At 60.2% G+C, this 16,748-nt stretch carries 15 protein-coding genes; 4 read left to right on the top strand and 11 right to left on the bottom strand.

The window, feature by feature from the left end; translation table 11 throughout:
- Nucleotides 1–44 precede the first annotated feature (44 nt).
- On the bottom strand, nt 45–1,118 hold the full coding sequence (locus KW846_RS24195; protein ID WP_218485791.1) for a fatty acid desaturase: 1,074 nt from the start codon (nt 1,116–1,118) through the stop codon (nt 45–47).
- Between the two features lie 100 nt (nt 1,119–1,218).
- Between KW846_RS24195 and KW846_RS24190 the strand changes: the two genes are divergently transcribed.
- Nucleotides 1,219–2,223 (top strand): AraC family transcriptional regulator, encoded by a 1,005-nt coding sequence (locus KW846_RS24190; protein WP_116582523.1) that lies wholly within the window; start codon nt 1,219–1,221, stop codon nt 2,221–2,223.
- A 210-nt stretch (nt 2,224–2,433) separates the two neighbouring features.
- On the opposite strand, the gene KW846_RS24185 is transcribed toward KW846_RS24190, so the two are convergent.
- A complete protein-coding gene (locus tag KW846_RS24185) occupies nt 2,434–3,120 on the bottom strand; it encodes a Crp/Fnr family transcriptional regulator (protein ID WP_218475584.1) in 687 nt (228 codons plus the stop codon).
- Nucleotides 3,121–3,203: 83 nt separating this feature from the next.
- On the opposite strand from KW846_RS24185, the gene KW846_RS24180 reads away from it, so the two are divergent.
- The gene (locus KW846_RS24180) at nt 3,204–3,728 is read left to right on the top strand and encodes a DUF962 domain-containing protein (RefSeq protein ID WP_218485790.1); all 525 of its coding nucleotides are present in this window, start codon (nt 3,204–3,206) and stop codon (nt 3,726–3,728) included.
- A gap of 87 nt (nt 3,729–3,815) precedes the next feature.
- Here KW846_RS24180 and KW846_RS24175 read toward each other — a convergent pair whose 3' ends face one another.
- The 6 genes from KW846_RS24175 to dibA form a co-directional block, all read right to left on the bottom strand.
- Nucleotides 3,816–4,790, bottom strand: coding sequence for a sulfate/molybdate ABC transporter ATP-binding protein (locus KW846_RS24175; protein WP_218485789.1), 975 nt, complete (start codon nt 4,788–4,790; stop codon nt 3,816–3,818).
- A gap of 3 nt (nt 4,791–4,793) precedes the next feature.
- A complete protein-coding gene (gene cysW, locus KW846_RS24170; RefSeq protein WP_007972954.1) occupies nt 4,794–5,663 on the bottom strand; it encodes a sulfate ABC transporter permease subunit CysW in 870 nt (289 codons plus the stop codon).
- 12 nt (nt 5,664–5,675) lie between these two features.
- Nucleotides 5,676–6,494: a sulfate ABC transporter permease subunit CysT gene (cysT, locus tag KW846_RS24165; RefSeq protein WP_007972956.1), complete on the bottom strand. Its 819-nt coding sequence runs from the start codon at nt 6,492–6,494 to the stop codon at nt 5,676–5,678.
- Between the two features lie 151 nt (nt 6,495–6,645).
- Nucleotides 6,646–7,659 carry a sulfate ABC transporter substrate-binding protein gene (locus KW846_RS24160; protein ID WP_102701901.1) on the bottom strand — a complete coding sequence of 338 codons (1,014 nt, stop codon included), beginning with the start codon at nt 7,657–7,659 and terminating at the stop codon, nt 6,646–6,648.
- Between the two features lie 114 nt (nt 7,660–7,773).
- A complete protein-coding gene (gene oscA / locus KW846_RS24155; protein ID WP_007975618.1) occupies nt 7,774–7,956 on the bottom strand; it encodes a sulfur starvation response protein OscA in 183 nt (60 codons plus the stop codon).
- A 286-nt stretch (nt 7,957–8,242) separates the two neighbouring features.
- Entirely contained in the window at nt 8,243–10,183 is a 1,941-nt protein-coding gene (gene dibA, locus KW846_RS24150) for a phosphodiesterase DibA (protein WP_218485788.1), read from the bottom strand.
- 147 nt (nt 10,184–10,330) lie between these two features.
- Between dibA and desA the strand changes: the two genes are divergently transcribed.
- The gene (gene desA / locus KW846_RS24145; RefSeq protein ID WP_007975621.1) at nt 10,331–11,515 is read left to right on the top strand and encodes a delta-9 fatty acid desaturase DesA; all 1,185 of its coding nucleotides are present in this window, start codon (nt 10,331–10,333) and stop codon (nt 11,513–11,515) included.
- Nucleotides 11,516–11,772: 257 nt separating this feature from the next.
- Nucleotides 11,773–12,762 (top strand): sensor domain-containing diguanylate cyclase, encoded by a 990-nt coding sequence (locus tag KW846_RS24140; RefSeq protein WP_218485787.1) that lies wholly within the window; start codon nt 11,773–11,775, stop codon nt 12,760–12,762.
- Nucleotides 12,763–12,887: 125 nt separating this feature from the next.
- Here KW846_RS24140 and KW846_RS24135 read toward each other — a convergent pair whose 3' ends face one another.
- The 3 genes from KW846_RS24135 to KW846_RS24125 all read right to left on the bottom strand — a co-directional run.
- Nucleotides 12,888–14,102, bottom strand: coding sequence for a response regulator (locus KW846_RS24135; protein ID WP_218485786.1), 1,215 nt, complete (start codon nt 14,100–14,102; stop codon nt 12,888–12,890).
- A gap of 137 nt (nt 14,103–14,239) precedes the next feature.
- Complete coding sequence (gabT, locus tag KW846_RS24130) at nt 14,240–15,517, bottom strand: 4-aminobutyrate--2-oxoglutarate transaminase (protein WP_218485785.1); 1,278 nt, start codon at nt 15,515–15,517, stop codon at nt 14,240–14,242.
- A gap of 186 nt (nt 15,518–15,703) precedes the next feature.
- Nucleotides 15,704–16,748 (bottom strand): aldehyde dehydrogenase family protein (locus KW846_RS24125; RefSeq protein ID WP_218485784.1); only part of this gene is annotated, 1,045 nt, incomplete at its 5' end.

The following is a 16,748-nucleotide window of genomic DNA, read 5'->3' as shown; positions in this document are numbered from 1 at the left end:
TGTGGGAGCGGGCTTGCCCGCGAAGAGGCCCTTACAGACAACCCTTAAGCCTGAGCCGTACGTCCCTTTTCCGCGACCAACTCTTCCCTGCGCTCAAACCGATTCGCCCGCGCAAACGTACCGAAATCATTGAACCGCACCCCCATCTCGCGCATCACCTTGTGCGCCACCGGCACGGTCAACTGGCGGATGTAGAAGGGTTCCTTCACCACAAAGTGATGGATCCCGTGGCTGCTGCCGAAGTTGAAGCAGAACGCCTGCAGCGGCCACAGCCACGGGGCATTGAGTACCTGGCATTGCTGCATCACGTTGCCCGGCTCCACGTCACCGTAGTAATGCATGTTCGAGCTGATGAAATGCAGGCAGAAGGTGCGCAACACGTTCGGGCCGATGATCACGACGACCGCGATGTCGATGACCTGCATCACCGACAACGTCGTCGCCGACCACTCGATCGTTGCGCCCATCAGGTGCGCAACGCCGTTCGCTGCATGGAAACCGAGAAACACGTACCACGCACCCCAATGCATCAGCGCCAGCGGTGCGTAGACCTTCAGCGTGCGTTTGATGATGCTGAACTTCATGGCCCAGGTCTTGGCGCGCAGCATGCGGATGACCGAGGACATGATGTTGTCGCCGATCATCAACAGCCGCGCAAAACCCCAGGGTTCGCCATTGGTGATGGCGCGCTCTTCCGTGTCGGTCTCAGAGCCCGACACCTTGTGGTGATTGAGGTGCAGATGGCGGCGAATCCAGGGATTGATGGTGCTCGGCCGCGCCAGCCACACCAATCCCATCATCAGGTTGTGCGGCACCTTCTGCTTGCGGAAGTACATGCTGTGGATCAGGTCGTGTTCCAGCTCATGGGTCAGCGAAGCGAAAAAAGCGTTGAGCAACAGACACGCCCACCAGGCCATGTGCCCGGTCATGTAGAGCGCCGCCGAACCGACCATACCGGCGATGGCGAAGGTCAGAATGCCTGCGCCTAGGGCGTCCTGATGCTTGAGAATCGGGTACTTCTCGCGCAGTTCGACACCTCTGGCCAGCACCACTTCACGGATATGGGCTGATCGTTGGGCTGCATTCAGTCGTTGGGGGCTTGCAGAAGTACGGTCCATGCTTCCATCCTCTGGTTATTGATGGTTGCATCCTGCCTTGCGGAACCTCGCAATGCGGTAGCCGTGAACGCCAACCTGTTGACTGGAAGCGCCAATCAGCATGACTGAACCGACCTCCCTCGCCAGCTGGACCCGCGCCCTGCGCAAGCAACTCGATGCCCTTGGCATTGACAGCACCGCCCTGTGCCAGCAAGCGGGGCTCGACCCGCAACTGATGGACGACCCGAACGCGCGCTACCCGCTGTCGGGCACCACACACCTGTGGAATCTGGCAGTGCAGGCCAGCGGCGACCCGGCGATCGGTTTGCGGGTTTCGCGTTTCGTCAGTCCGACCACCTTCCATGCGCTAGGGTATGCACTGGTGGCCAGCGGCAGCCTGCGGGAAGTGTTCGAGCGCATCGTGCGCTATCACCAGGTGGTCAGTGATGCCCTGGAGCTGGAACTGACTCGCGCCGAGGATCGCTACCGTTTCCGTCTGAAAATCCCCGCTGGCAATCCCGCCCCGGCCTTCGAAGCCATCGATGCGTTCATGGCGATTTACGTGCGCACCTGCCGCAATCGCCTGGGCCGCGACTACGCACCGCTGGAGACTTACCTGCGCCGCCCGGAGCCGGCAGACGCGCATCAATGGCATAAAGTCTTTCGCTCGCCCGTGCACTTCGGTGCCGACGAGGACCGGCTTGAGTTCGCCCTCATCGACTTCGACAGCCACCTGGACGACGCCAACCCGGAACTGGCCGAACACAACGAAACCGTGCTCAAGCGCACCCTGGCGCAACTCAAGCCGCTGACGTGGGAGCGCAAGGTCCGCGACGCCATTGAAGAACAGCTGCCCGAAGGCGAACCCAGCGCCGAGCACATCGCCAAGGCCCTGCACCTTAGCCTGCGCAGCCTGCAACGGCATCTGGCGGACGAGGGCTGCCGGTTCGATACGCTGCTCAACGAAAGCCGCGAAAACCTCGCGCTGTTGCACCTGCGGGACCCGCAGGTGTCGCTGAGCGAAATCAGTTATCTACTCGGGTTTGCCGATACCAGCAGCTTCAGTCGCGCGTTCAAGCGCTGGACCGGGATGACACCGGGGCAGTTTCGGGATGGGTTGCGCTGATTGATTCGGAAGGTGAGTTGGCTGGTCTGGCCCCATCGCGGGCAAGCCCGCTCCCGCTGTTTTTTTATCGGTGACCACAATCTTGTGATTTACACAGATCCACTGTGGGAGCGGGCTTGCTCGCGAAAGCGGTGTATCAGTTGAAATTGATATACCTGAGCTGACGCCTTCGCGAGCAAGCCCGCTCCCACAATGGTTCGGTGTTCGCCGTCAGATCGTAGCCAGTGTCCGCAACCGCTCGGCATCGAGGATTTCGATCTCGCCGTAACTCAGCCCGATAACTCCCTGCCCCTGCAACTCCTTGAGAATCTGGTTGGTGGTCTGGCGCGACAGCGACAACATGGCGGCAAGCTGCTCCTGGGGCAGTTGCAGGACGCGCCGCGGCGGGGCGGTCTCGCCATAGCCTTCGGCGATCATCAGCAAGCGGTGCGCCAGCCGTGCCGGAGCCGGCAACAGGCTCAGCTGTTCGAGATTGATGAAGGTCATGCGCAGTTTCTGGCTCATCAGCAACGCCAGTTGCCGCCAGTGCTGCGGATGCTCGTCGAGCAGCGCCAGCAAGGTGTTCTGGGGAATGTGCAGCAGTGTGCACTGGCCCACGCCGTAGGCATCGTGGGTACGTGGCTGGCCATCGAACAGGCAGATCTCGCCGAACCAGTGCGGCGGCTCCACCAGGCTCAGCAAGGCTTCCTTGCCCTGCTCGCTCACGGCACCGACGCGTACCGCGCCTTCAAGCACCGCGTACAGGCCGCAGGGCGGATCGCCACGCTTGAACAGCCGCTGGCCCGGCGACAGCCGCCGCAGTCTGGCCGCCGACAGCAGGCTATCCTGTAGGGAAACAGGCAAATGGCTGAACCACTGACCGCTCATCAGGCGTGGGCGCCAGACCTGCATATCCATGAAAACTCCTAGAGATTGTCGCCTGGCTGACAGAGCGGGAAGTGACCCCGGGGCATGATCAATCACCCCACAGGAGAACAACAATGAAAAGCCTCGTCGACCACCTCAGTCAATACGCCGCCTATCACCGTGACCCGCGCAATATTGCATCGCACTTTATCGGTATTCCGCTGATCGTGGTCGCCGTCGCGGTGTTGCTGTCCCGGCCGCAATGGTCGCTGGGTGGCGTATGGCTGTCACCGGCGGTGCTCGTTTCGCTGGCATCGGCGTGGTTTTACATGCGCCTGGAATTGCGCCTGGGCGTGTTGATGACCCTGTTGCTCGGGCTGAGTGTCTGGGCCGGTCATGCGCTGGCACAGCAAAGCACGCTGGTCTGGCTGGGCAGCGGCGTGGCGATGTTCGTGATCGGTTGGGCGATCCAGTTTGTCGGCCATCACTACGAAGGGCGCAAACCGGCCTTCGTCGATGACGTGACCGGGTTGATTGTCGGACCGTTGTTTGTGGTGGCGGAACTGGCGTTCATGCTGGGCATGCGGCATGAGCTCAAAGAGCAGATCGAAGCGCGGGCGGGTGGGGTGCGGGTCAATCCGAAAAAAGCGGCGGCTTAGGCCGCTTTGAAAGATCGCAGCCTGCGGCAGCTCCTACAAAAGAATTCGTACTCTGTAGGAGCTGCCGCAGGCTGCGATCTTTTGCTTTTACTGCCAGACCTTCGGCTTGAAGAACAACGTCTCCCCCTTCGCCAACCCGATCAGGCTGTCGTGATCCTTGACCACTTCGGCCTCGATCAGATCGCTCTGCCCTTCGACCTTCAGCGTTACCCGCGTTGTCGCGCCCAGCGGACGAATATCGCGCACTTCGGCCGCGTGGTGATCTTCCAGTTCATGGCGCGACAGCGACACTTCGTGCGGGCGGAACAGCACGTGGTGGTCTTCGCCCAGGTGCAGGCGGTTCGAATCGCCGAGGAAGTGATAGACGAAATCGCTGGCCGGGTTTTCGTAGACGTCGCCCGGTGAGCCGATCTGCTCGATCACCCCCTTGTTCATCACCACGATACGGTCGGCGACTTCCATCGCTTCTTCCTGGTCGTGGGTCACGAACACCGAAGTCAGGTTGATGTCTTCGTGCAGACGCGCCAGCCAGCGGCGCAGTTCCTTGCGAACCTTGGCGTCGAGGGCGCCGAAAGGTTCGTCGAGCAGCAGCACTTTCGGCTCCACCGCTAGCGCCCGGGCCAAGGCAATGCGCTGGCGCTGACCACCGGAGAGTTGCTCCGGATAGCGATCCGACAACCAGTCCAGTTGCACCATGTTCAACAGCTCGTGAACCTTGGTTGCGATCTGGCTTTCACTCGGACGCTGGTTTTTCGGCTTCATGCGCAGGCCGAACGCGACGTTGTCGAACACCGTCATGTGGCGGAACAGAGCGTAGTGCTGGAACACGAAGCCGACGTTGCGATCGCGCACGTCGTGGCCGGAAACGTCTTCACCGTGGAACACGATGTTGCCCTTGTCCGGGGTTTCCAGGCCCGCGATGATCCGCAGCAGCGTGGTCTTGCCGCAGCCCGACGGGCCGAGCAACGCGACGAGTTCGCCGCTCTGGATGTCCAGGCTGATGTTGTCCAGCGCCTTGAACGCGTTGAAATTCTTGCTGACGTTACGCACTTCGATCGACATGAATTATTCCTCCGCGGCGCTGGCGCGCAGGCGGTTAATACGGTTTTCGCTCCACTGCTTGAGCAGCAGGATGAAGAGCGCCAGGATCAGCAACAGGCTCGCCACGGCGAACGCGGCCACGTGGTTGTATTCGTTGTAGAGGATCTCGACGTGCAACGGCAGGGTGTTGGTCACCCCGCGAATGTGCCCGGACACCACCGACACCGCACCGAACTCACCCATGGCCCGGGCGGTGCACAACACCACGCCGTAGATCAGGCCCCATTTGATGTTGGGTACGGTGACGTGCCAGAACATCTGCCAGCCGTTGGCGCCGAGCAGGCGCGCGGCCTCCTCTTCCTGAGTGCCTTGTTCCTGCATCAGCGGGATCAGTTCACGGGCCACGAACGGCACGGTGACGAAAATCGTCGCCAACACGATGCCCGGCAGGGCGAAGACTATCTGGATGTCGTGGTCCTGCAGCCATGGGCCAAACAGGCCCTGGGCGCCGAACATCAGCACATAGACCAGACCCGCGATCACCGGCGACACCGAGAACGGCAGGTCGATCAGCGTCACCAGCATGCTCTTGCCGCGGAACGAGTACTTGCTCACGCACCACGCGGCGCTGACGCCGAATACCAGGTTCAGCGGCACCGAAATCAGTACGGCGATGACCGTGAGTTTCAGTGCCGACAGCGCGTCCGGCTCAAAAATCGCGGTGAAGAACGCACCGAGGCCGAGCTTCAGGCCCTGGGACACCACGATGAACAGCGGCAGCAGCAGGAACAGGGCAAAAATCAGCCAGCCAAGGCCGATCAGGATTCGCCGCGAAGTCGCGCTGCCACGACGGGCAGCGTTCGAGGAAGCGGCAGCAATAGACGATTGGGACATGGGTGCGCCTCCTTATGGGGTTTCGATGCGCCGCTGCAACAAGTTGATCAGCAGCAACAGGACGAAGGAAACCACCAGCATCAGTACACCAATGGAGGTAGCGCCGGTGTAATCGTATTGGTCGAGTTTGACCATGATCAGCAGCGGCAGAATCTCGGTTTTCATCGGCATGTTACCGGCGATGAAAATCACCGAACCGTACTCGCCGACCCCGCGGGCAAAGGCCAGCGCGAAACCGGTCAGCCAAGCAGGCAGCAGTGCCGGCAGCAGGATATGGCGGAACACCTGCAATGGTTTTGCACCCAGGCACGCCGCCGCTTCTTCGACTTCACGAGGAATGTCCGCCAATACTGGCTGTACGGTACGTACTACGAATGGAAGTGTCACAAAAGTGAGGGCAAGGGTGATGCCCAGGGGGGTGTAGGCGATCTTGAAACCCAGATCCGCTGCAAACTGACCGACTAGGCCGGTAGGGGTGTACAGCGCCGTCAGTGCAATACCGGCCACCGCCGTGGGCAATGCGAACGGCAAGTCGATCATTGCATCGATCACTTTTCGTCCAGGGAAGGTATAGCGCACTAATACCCAGGCCAGCAGCGTGCCGATGATGCCGTTGATGATGGCGGCACACAGGGCGGTGCCGAAGCTGAGCTTCAGCGCCGCCAGCACCCGTGGTGCCGAGATGATTGCCCAGAACTGATCCCAGGTGAGTTGAGCGGCATGCACGAACATCGCCGCCAGTGGTATGAGCACAATCAGGCTGAGGTACACCAAGGTGTAGCCCAGCGTCAGCCCGAAGCCGGGTATGACGGGGGAGATACGACGCGACATAAAAGTCCTTGGTTAAAAAGCGATCAACTAAACCCATCCTTGTGGGAGCGGGCTTGCTCGCGAAAGCAGTGTGTCAGTCAACATTAATGCCGCCTGATACACCGCCTTCGCGAGCAAGCCCGCTCCCACATGTTATGCAGCTTAAGCCAGGTTATTGCGCCTGGTAGATCTGGTCGAACACGCCCCCGTCATTGAAGAATTTCGGCTGTGCGGTTTTCCAGCCGCCGAAGTCCTTGTCGATGCTTACCAGTTCCAGTTTCGGGAACTGCTGGGCGTATTTGGCGGCCACGTCCTTGTCACGCGGGCGATAGAAGTTCTTCGCCGCGATTTCCTGGCCGGCCGGGCTGTACAGGTGCTTGAGGTAGGCTTCGGCGATCTGCTCGTTGCCCTTTTTCTCGGCATTCTTATCGACCACCGCCACTGGCGGCTCGGCGAGAATCGACAGTGAAGGCACGACGATGTCGAACTTGTCGGCGCCGCCCTCTTCTTTCAGGGCCAGGAAGGCTTCGTTTTCCCAGGCCAGCAACACGTCGCCCTGGCCGTTGTTGACGAAGGTAATGGTCGAGCCGCGGGCGCCGGTGTCCAGCACGGGCACGTGCTTGAACAGGGTTTGCACGTATTCCTTGGCCTTGGCTTCGTCACCGCCATTGGCTTTGAGGCCGTAGGCCCAGGCCGCGAGGAAGTTCCAGCGCGCACCACCGGAGGTTTTCGGGTTCGGCGTGATCACCGAAACGTCATTCTTGACCAGGTCACCCCAATCCTTGATGCCTTTAGGGTTGCCCTTGCGCACCAGGAACACGATGGTCGAAGTGTAAGGCGTGCTTGCGTCCGGCAGGCGCTTTTGCCAGTCCGCCGGCAGGGTCTTGCCGAGTTTGGCGATTTCGTCGATGTCACCGGCCAGGGCCAGGGTCACGACGTCGGCGCGCAGGCCATCGATCACCGCCCGGCCTTGCTTGCCCGAGCCACCATGGGATTGCTGGATTTTCACGGTGTCGCCGGCATGTTCCTTTTGCCAGAACTTCACGAATTCGGCGTTGTAGTCCTGGTACAGCTCGCGGGTCGGGTCGTACGACACGTTGAGCAGTTCGTAGTCCTTGGCAACTGCGGAACCGGCAAAAAGGGCGCTGGCCAGGGCGGCCAAAGCGAAATGACGAATCGACGACATGGTGAAAGCTCCTGGGATTCTTGATTTGTTGGCTTTTTTTATGGATTTCTGGAATCGCGTTGCCGGTTCAAAGATCGCAGCCTTCGGCAGCGCCTACAGGGGCTGCGACCCCCTTCAGCCCGGCTTGTTGCCTGGCTGCTGCAAACGGAATTTTTCTTTGCGTTCGATCTGCACCACCTGTGCGTTGTGCACAGTGATTTCCACGGCACCAAACCGCAGGTCGCGCAGGGCACTCTGGATTTCACGCAGGATGGTGGCTTCGTCTTGACCGTCGACGCTACGCAGGGATGCGCTCATATTGCTGCTCCTTCAACTGAGAGATTGCCTCGCAGTGTCGGCACTGCTTGCGGCTTGGGAGCAATACTAGTGAGGTCTTGATATTCTTAAAAAGACTATTTAAGAATGTTTATATAACCAAAAAACATTAATTGAAGGGACAAGGGCTTGAGGAGATTCACCCTCTTTCAAGCGCAGCAAAAACCTGTGGGAGCGGGCTTGCTCGCGAAGGCGGACTGTCTGGCAACAGGGATGTTGAATGTGCCGGCCTCTTCGCGAGCAAGCCCGCTCCCACAGGTTTTGTGTATCAGCAAGGCGGCAAGGTAATTGCTCCGATCACCGGCACATGAGCCCAGTTCAATTGCGCCGCCGGCACCGGCCGCCCGAACCAGTAGCCCTGCCCCAGATCACAGCCCTGTTCGAGGAGGAAAGCCGCCTGTTCGACCTGCTCGATCCCTTCGGCATGAACCTGCATGCCCATGCTTTGGGCCAGGGCGATGATCACCCGCGAGATCGCCGCATCATCCTCGTCCCACGGCAATCCGGCGACGAAGCCCTGGTCGATTTTCAGTTTTTGCACCGGCAGGCGCTTGAGCCGCAACAGCGATGAATAACCCGTGCCGAAGTCGTCAATGGCCAGGCGCACACCCAACTCGCGCAGGCGGTGCATTTGTTCCAGCGCGACTTCCGGATCGTCCATCACTGCGCTTTCGGTCACTTCCAGTTCCAGACAGGCCGGTTCCAGCCCGGTTTCGTGCAGCACCTGCGCCACCTGCTGATACAACTCGCGACGGGCGAACAGGCGCGAAGAAACGTTGACCGCCACAAACGACAGCACCACCCCGTCCTGCTGCCACTGACACATCTGCCGGCACGCCTGCGCCATGACCCAGGCATCGATTTCGGCAATCAGACCGGTTCGTTCGGCGACCGGAATGAATTCCGCCGGTGACACCAGCCCCCGCTGCGGGTGCTGCCAACGCACCAGCGCCTCGACACCTATCAGGCGGCTGGTCTTGAGGTCGTGTACCGGCTGGTAATAAACCTGCAGTTCCTGCTGGTCCAGGGCACGGCGCAATTCGAAGGCGATCTCGACGCGTTGTTGGGCATGGGCGGTCAATTCTTCGGTGTAGAGCGCGTAGTCATTGCGACCGGTGCTTTTGGCCTTGAACAGCGCCGAATCGGCGTTACGCAACAATTGTTCAACGCTCAAGGCATCGCTGGGGAACAGGCTGATGCCAATGCTGGTGTTGATGAACAGCTGATGTCCATCGATAGCAAACGGCTCTTTCAGTCCGTTGATGATCCGTTGCGCCAGCGCAGCCGCCTGGACCAACTGCGGACAGCATTCGGCCAGCACGGCAAACTCGTCGCCGCCCAGCCGAGCCAGGGTAATACCGGGGTCGAACATGCCTTTCAGGCGTCCGGCTACGGCCTTGAGCAAATGATCCCCAATGGTGTGCCCGAGGCTGTCGTTGATCATCTTGAAGTGGTCCAGATCGATCATCAGCAACGCGCAGCCACGCCTGTGGATCTGCGCCGATGTCAGAGCCTGCTCGACTCGGTCGGTGAACAGCAGCCGATTGGGCAGATCGGTCAGTGGATCGTGGTGAGCCAGGTGCATCAACTCATGCTCGGAGTCCTTGATCGCACTGATGTCGGAAAAAACCGCCACGTATTGATTACGTCGTCCATGATCGTCGCGAATGACGCGGATAGTCTGCCATTGCGGGTAGATTTCACCGCTTTTACGGCGGTTCCAGATCTCCCCGCTCCACTCCCCCAAACTGTCGAGTGTGGCGAACATGGCCCGGTAGAAATCCGCTGGATGACGGCCAGACTTGAACAGACTGGGGCGCTGACCCAGGACTTCTTCACTTTGATAGCCGGTGATTTCCATGAACGCCCGGTTGACATGGATAATCAAGCCTTCGCAATTGGTGACCAACACCCCTTCGCGAGTGCAGTCGAACACAGCGGCGGCTTGACGCAAACGCTCGCGATCTTCGCTACGCTCACGCAGCTTGGCGCCGACCCCGAGGCAACGAAGCAGTCGCGCACGGGCGATGAAGATCAACCCGGCGCTTAGCACCACCCAGGCATAACCGTTGATCAGTTGCCACCGCAATAGCTCTTCCGAGCTATCGAAGAAACTGTTTAATAAATAGCCACTGATCTGCAGCCAAACCACAGAAAGCAACAGATAGAGCAGCGCTGCACGCAAGGCATCGCGATAGGTGGCAGGCATCCGGCAATCCATGTCCATACGAAAAGGTTGGAATTATAGTTTAAAGACACATCCAGCCACTCTTATCTGAAAGGGCGACTGGTTTTCTGTGTGGGCTTAGTGATAATGCAACGGCTGTTTTTTTCTTTATCGAGGGCCCTACAGCCTATGTGGTACGAAGGTTTACTTGGCTTGTCGGCCTGGTCACTGGTAGCAGTCACCCTGCTGATGACCCACGTCACGATCATCGCCGTTACGGTCTATCTGCATCGTTACTCGGCCCACCGCTCCCTGGAGCTGAATGGGGGCCTCAAGCATTTCTTCCGTTTCTGGCTGTGGCTGACCACGGCGCAGAACACCCGCGAGTGGACGGCCATCCACCGCAAGCATCACGCCAAATGCGAAACCGTCGATGACCCGCACAGCCCGGTCATCAAGGGGCTGTCCACGGTGCTGCGCAAAGGCGCCGAGCTGTACCGCGCCGAAGCGGAAAACCCCGAGACGCTGCGCATCTACGGCAAGAACTGCCCCGAAGACTGGATCGAGCGCAACCTCTACAGCCGCTTCCCGCTGCTGGGTGTGGCGATCATGGCCGTTATCGACCTGCTGCTGTTCGGCACCATCGGCATCACCATCTGGGCCATCCAGATGATGTGGATCCCGGTGTGGGCCGCCGGCGTGGTCAATGGCCTGGGCCATGCCATCGGCTACCGCAACTTCGAATGCCGCGATGCGGCGACCAACCTGGTGCCGTGGGGCATCCTGATTGGCGGCGAAGAACTGCATAACAACCATCACACCTACCCTAATTCGGCAAAACTGTCGGTGAAGAAGTGGGAATTCGACCTGGGCTGGGCGTGGATCAAAGTCTTCAGCTTCCTGCGCCTGGCCAAGGTTCAACGGGTTGCGCCGATTGCCCATCGCGTTGAAGGCAAGGGCAACCTGGACATGGACACCGCCATGGCGATCCTCAACAACCGCTTCCAGATCATGGCCCAGTACCGCAAATTGGTGATCGGCCCACTGGTCAAGCAAGAGCTGGAAAAGGTCGATCACTCGGTCCGTCACCAGTTCCGCCGGGCCAAACGCCTGCTTTCACGAGAGACCAGCCTGCTGGATGACAAACACCATGTACGCATCCAGAACATGCTCGAGCACAGTCAGGCACTGAAGGTAATCTACGAGAAACGCCTGGCCCTGCAGCAGATCTGGGTCAAGACCAGCTCAAATGGCCACGACATGCTGGCGGCGATCAAGGACTGGGTGCACGAAGCCGAAGCCAGCGGGATTCAATCCCTGCGCGACTTCGCCGATCAGCTGAAAACCTACTCCCTGCGCCCTGCCGCTGTCTGAAAAACCTGTGGGAGCGGGCTTGCTCGCGAATGCGGTGTGTTAGTCACCTTTTATGTCGACTGACACACCGCATTCGCGAGCAAGCCCGCTCCCACATGGATTTGTGGCCGCAAAAACGCGTCGCCAGTACCGCCCGGCGGGAGCAAGCTCTCTCTCCACAAAAGGCGGGAACTTCATCTTGAAACCCTTATCTCAAAGACACTTCGCCATCCCCGGCGGGCTTGGTGTTGGCCGCATGCCCTTTGAGATTTGTGTCGATGGCCCAAAAGAACCTGCAAGACTCATCTTCGTCACATTGGCCCGAAGCCGCGCAGACCCTGATGGCGCTGATGCACGCCCAAGGCGAAGTCGCACGTTTGACCGAACGGGAACAACTGCTCAACACATTGCTAGCAAGCGTCAACGCGGTGCTGTGGGCATTCGATTGGGAAACCCGCCGGGTGCTTTACGTCAGCCCGGCCTATGAACGGATTTTTGGCCGTTCAGCCGACCAGTTGCTGGCCGACTGCAATCAATGGCGCGACAGCATTCACCCTGACGACCTCGACTATGCCGAACGCAGCCTGGCCGAAGTGCTGGACAAAGGCGCCATCGAAGACCGCGAGTATCGAATCATTGCCGCTGACGGCCAGGTGCGCTGGCTCAGCGACAAATGCTTCATCAATCGCCAGGCCGAGCCAGGGCAACCGGTGATCATCGTCGGTATTGCCGAAGACATCACCCACAAGAAGCAAGTGGAAACTGAACTGCATCGCCTGGCCACCACCGACGCCCTGACCCAGAGCAGCAATCGCCATCATTTCTTCGAATGCGCTCACCGCGCGTTCGCACACGCCCGGCAACAGGGCGAGCCGTTGTCGTTTCTGATGCTGGATATTGATGACTTCAAGACAATCAACGACACCTACGGTCATCAGGAAGGCGACAACGTGCTGCAACGCATTGCCGAAAGCGGCCGCGCAGCGTTGCGCCGTCGCGACCTGTTCGGGCGCATTGGCGGTGAGGAATTTGCTGCGGTGTTTCCCGGGTGCACGCCACAAATGGCTCTGCAAGTGGCTGAACGCCTGCATCGGCAGATTCAGCAGTTGAGTTTCAACCACGAAGGCCGGACGTTCGGCATCACTGTCAGCCAGGGCCTGACCAGCCTGAGCGCCTCGGACGAAAACGTGGAGGACCTGTTTTCCCGGGCGGATGCCGCGATGTATCAGGCCAAGCGCGAGGGCAAGAACCGGATTGTCACGGCCTGACAGGCACCATAGACCCCATGTGGGAGCGGGCTTGCTCGCGAAGGGGCCGCGTCAGTCACCTTTTATGTCGACTGACACTCCGCTTTCGCGAGCAAGCCCGCTCCCACAGGGAATCGCGTTCGCCCTCATTTTTTGCGCAACCGCATCAACTCCGGCAAGCCGATCTTGAGCAACCGCGCCGTCCGGCTCTTGGCCAGCTCCTCAATGCCCTCGTGCTCGGTCAGGCGCGCCATCTGCGCCGCCATGTTCATCACCAGCGCTTCGCGGGAATAAACCCCGCCACCGAGCTGGTAGACCGCCGCAATCAGCTCCCGCAACTCCAGCGGCAGACGCCAGCGTGTACGCAGGGCCGAGCCATAGGCTGCGCCATATTCAACCAGCGCTTCACCCACTTCTTCCAACTCGTCCAGTTCGCCGCCGGCCTGCTGCCATTCCTGCAGACAGCGCAGCAACGCCAGATCGCCGAGACGATGCAGCATGCCGGCGCAATAACAACGCTCCTGATCCAGATCGAGCAAGCGCGCCAGGGTTCGCGCGTACTCGGCGGTATGCAGTGACAGCTCCCAGTAACGCTCGGCATAGTCGGCCAATTGCGGATCGCTGAGCCGGGCACTGCGCTTGAGCGCGAGGCCGAGAATCAGGTTCATGCTTTGTCCGGTGCCCAGGCGATGCAGCGCCTGGGACAGGGTTTGCACACCCGCGCCGCGGTGCTGGGCCGCGCTGTTGGCAGCGGCAATCAGCACCGCCGTAACCTGCGGATCGGTGCGGATTTCGTCCTCCAGCACCGTCAGGTCGAGGCCATTGGGATTGAGGCTGCGTTTGACCGCCACTTGCACGTCGGTCATCAGCGGCGCGCCGTCGGCCAACTCCCGTCGACGCTCCAGAAACACCGACAACGTCATGCCCGGCGCCAGCGCCGGCACTTCGCACGAGACTTCTTCCCCCGCGTGCAGCAGCAACCCCTGCAACCGATGGGTCAGGCTTTCCATGTTCAGGGGCTTGGTCAGGTACGCGGCCGGCGCCAGCGGCAAGGCCTCGCGCACGCTGGCACTGTCGTTGCGACTGCTCATGAGGATGAAGGGCAGCGGCGGGTTGCGTTTGCGCTGGCGAATGTTACGCAGGACATTCAGGCCATCGACACCCGGCAACTCCCAATCGGCGATGACCAGGTCATAGGGGTTGGCAGCCAATAGCTCCAACGCCTGCTGGCCATCGGCGCACAAATCCAGCCGCGCATCGCAGCGTACGTTCAACAACACTTCCTTGAGCAGGTCCCGGGACCAGGGGTCGGCCTCGGCAATCAGTACTCTCGGAACCGCGGGTAAAATGACAGTTGTCATACAGCTCTCCCTGGCAATGCAGGAACCTTAGCCAATGCAGGCCATTCGATACAACGTTAATGCGCAGGATGTGTTTCCAGAGGCATGAAAAAACCCGCCGAAGCGGGTTTTTTTGTCGATCAGGTCACATTAGGTGATCACAGCTCGGCGAAGCACTCTTCGATGATCGCCAGGCCTTTGTCCAGTTGCTCGTCCGGCGAGGTCAGCGGTACCAGGACGCGCAGAACGTTGCCGTAGGTGCCGCAGGACAGCAGGATCAGGCCCTTTTCGCGAGCCTTGGCCACAACCGATGCCACAGCGGCGGCGTTCGGCTTGTGGCTGTCGCCGTTTTCGAACAGCTCGACAGCGATCATCGCACCCAGGGCACGGACTTCGCCGATCACCGGGTACTTGGCCTGGATGGCCTTCAGGCCGGTTACCAGACGCTCGCCAACGGCCTTGCAACGATCCAGCAGGTGCTCCTCTTCGAACACTTCCATCACGGCCAGGGCCGCTGCGCAAGCGATCGGGCTACCGGCGTAGGTGCCGCCCAGGCCGCCTGGAGCGATGGCGTCCATGTACTCGGCCTTGCCGCACACACCGGCCAGCGGGAAGCCGCCAGCGATGGATTTGGCGAAAGTGGTCAGGTCGGCAGCAACACCCATCTGTTCCATGGCGAAGAAAGTACCGGTACGGCCAGCGCCCGTCTGTACTTCGTCAGCGATCAGCAGGATGCCGTGCTGGTCGCACAGGGCACGCAGGCGCTTCATGAATTCTTTCGGAGCGACGTAGAAACCACCTTCGCCCTGCACCGGCTCGATGATGATCGCAGCGATGTCTTTCGGCTCGGCGTCGTTCTTGAAGATGCGCTCGATGGAAGCGATCGAGTCGTCGATGCTCACACCGTGCAGTTCGTTCGGGTACAGCGCGCGGAAGATGCCGCCTGGCATCAGGCCCATGCCGGCCGAGTAAGGCACGACTTTACCGGTCAGGCCCAGGGTCATCATGGTGCGACCGTGGTAGGCGCCAGTGAAGGCGATCACGCCGGCACGGCCAGTAGCGGCACGGGCGATCTTGATCGAGTTTTCCACGGCTTCGGAACCGGTGGTCACCAACAGGGTTTTCTTGGCGAAATCACCTGGCACCTTGGCGTTGATTTTTTCGCACACTTCTACGTACGGCTCGTAGGCCAGTACCTGGAAGCAAGTGTGGGTCAGCTTGTTCAGCTGCTCGGTCACGGCCGCGATGATTTTCGGATGCACGTGGCCGGTGTTCAGCACGGCGATACCGCCGGCGAAGTCGATGAACTCACGACCTTCAACGTCGGTCACGGTCGCGTTCTTCGCGGACTCGGCGAAGATCGGGTGAATCTGGCCAACACCACGTGGAACTGCATTGGTACGGCGGGCCATCAAAGAAGCGTTAGTCTTGCTCATTACATTCCTCATTCGCCGCTCATCGGTCGGCGTGGTTCAAGGATTAAGCGGTGGGGAGGTAACTAAGGCAGCATGCGATGATCGACTGCCACAGCGTTCCCGACCACAGAGAAAATTCCGGTTTGAAGCGGCGCAAAGGGACAGCGCTCTCGTGCCCTTTGCGCTTGAAGCAATACTCTTGCGGGGTTAGATGCCCAGGCAGAGGTATTTGATTTCCAGGTAATCTTCGATGCCGTACTTGGAGCCTTCACGGCCCAGGCCCGAGGCCTTGATGCCGCCGAACGGCGCGACTTCGTTGGAGATCAACCCGGTGTTGACGCCGACCATGCCGTACTCCAGGGCTTCAGCCACACGGAACACACGGCCCAGATCGCGAGCATAGAAGTACGAGGCCAGACCGAACTCGGTGTCGTTGGACATCGCGATCACATCGGCTTCGTCTTTGAAACGGAACAGTGGAGCCAATGGACCGAATGTTTCTTCCTTGGCCACGGCCGCGTTGTTCGGCACGTTGGTCAGGATGGTCGGCTCGAAGAAGTTGCCTTCCATCGGCTTGCCGCCGGACAACACGGTGGCGCCTTTGGAAATGGCGTCAGCGATGTGTTCTTGCACCTTAGCCACGGCTTTTTCGTCGATCAACGGGCCAGTGGTGGTGCCGGCTTCCAGACCGTTACCGATCTTGAGCTTGGCCACAGCCACTTTCAGCTTCTCGGCGAACGCGTCGTAGACCGAATCCTGAATGTACAGGCGGTTGGCGCAGACGCAGGTCTGACCGTTGTTGCGGTATTTGGAAATGATCGCGCCTTCGACGGCCTTATCCAGGTCCGCGTCGTCGAACACGATGAACGGCGCGTTGCCGCCCAGTTCCAGGGACACTTTCTTGATGTCCTTGGCGCATTCCGACATCAGTTGACGACCGATTTCGGTCGAACCGGTGAAGGACAGCTTGCGTACGATCGGGTTGCTGGTCAGTTCGCTGCCGATGTCGCCGGCGCTGCCGGAAACCACGCTGAACACGCCAGCCGGGATACCGGCACGCTGGGCCAGTTCGGCCAGGGCGAAAGCGGAGAACGGCGTTTGCGAAGCAGGCTTGAGCACCATGGTGCAACCGGCGGCCAGGGCCGGGCCGGCTTTACGGGTGATCATGGCAGCCGGGAAGTTCCACGGGGTGATTGCAGCGGTCACGCCGATTGGCTGCTTGATCACGATCAGGCGCTTGTCTGGCTGGTGG

The organism is Pseudomonas sp. PDM32 (genome assembly GCF_019219225.1).
Taxonomy (GTDB): Bacteria; Pseudomonadota; Gammaproteobacteria; order Pseudomonadales; family Pseudomonadaceae; genus Aquipseudomonas; species Aquipseudomonas laurylsulfatiphila.
The sequence above is the reverse complement of the archived record's forward strand: the minus strand, read 5'-3'. Positions and strand labels throughout refer to the sequence as shown.

Excerpts from the sequence above, each read along its gene's own strand:
- gabT (WP_218485785.1), bottom strand. The coding sequence starts at position 15,517 with ATGAGCAAGACTAACGCTTCTTTGATGGCCCGCCGTACCAATGCAGTT.
- KW846_RS24185 (WP_218475584.1), bottom strand. The coding sequence starts at position 3,120 with ATGGATATGCAGGTCTGGCGCCCACGCCTGATGAGCGGTCAGTGGTTC.
- KW846_RS24135 (WP_218485786.1), bottom strand. The coding sequence starts at position 14,102 with ATGACAACTGTCATTTTACCCGCGGTTCCGAGAGTACTGATTGCCGAG.
- KW846_RS24175 (WP_218485789.1), bottom strand. The coding sequence starts at position 4,790 with ATGTCGATCGAAGTGCGTAACGTCAGCAAGAATTTCAACGCGTTCAAG.
- KW846_RS24160 (WP_102701901.1), bottom strand. The coding sequence starts at position 7,659 with ATGTCGTCGATTCGTCATTTCGCTTTGGCCGCCCTGGCCAGCGCCCTT.
- KW846_RS24190 (WP_116582523.1), top strand. The coding sequence starts at position 1,219 with ATGACTGAACCGACCTCCCTCGCCAGCTGGACCCGCGCCCTGCGCAAG.
- desA (WP_007975621.1), top strand. The coding sequence starts at position 10,331 with ATGTGGTACGAAGGTTTACTTGGCTTGTCGGCCTGGTCACTGGTAGCA.
- cysT (WP_007972956.1), bottom strand. The coding sequence starts at position 6,494 with ATGTCGCGTCGTATCTCCCCCGTCATACCCGGCTTCGGGCTGACGCTG.
- KW846_RS24140 (WP_218485787.1), top strand. The coding sequence starts at position 11,773 with ATGGCCCAAAAGAACCTGCAAGACTCATCTTCGTCACATTGGCCCGAA.
- dibA (WP_218485788.1), bottom strand. The coding sequence starts at position 10,183 with ATGCCTGCCACCTATCGCGATGCCTTGCGTGCAGCGCTGCTCTATCTG.
- cysW (WP_007972954.1), bottom strand. The coding sequence starts at position 5,663 with ATGTCCCAATCGTCTATTGCTGCCGCTTCCTCGAACGCTGCCCGTCGT.
- oscA (WP_007975618.1), bottom strand. The coding sequence starts at position 7,956 with ATGAGCGCATCCCTGCGTAGCGTCGACGGTCAAGACGAAGCCACCATC.
- KW846_RS24195 (WP_218485791.1), bottom strand. The coding sequence starts at position 1,118 with ATGGACCGTACTTCTGCAAGCCCCCAACGACTGAATGCAGCCCAACGA.
- KW846_RS24180 (WP_218485790.1), top strand. The coding sequence starts at position 3,204 with ATGAAAAGCCTCGTCGACCACCTCAGTCAATACGCCGCCTATCACCGT.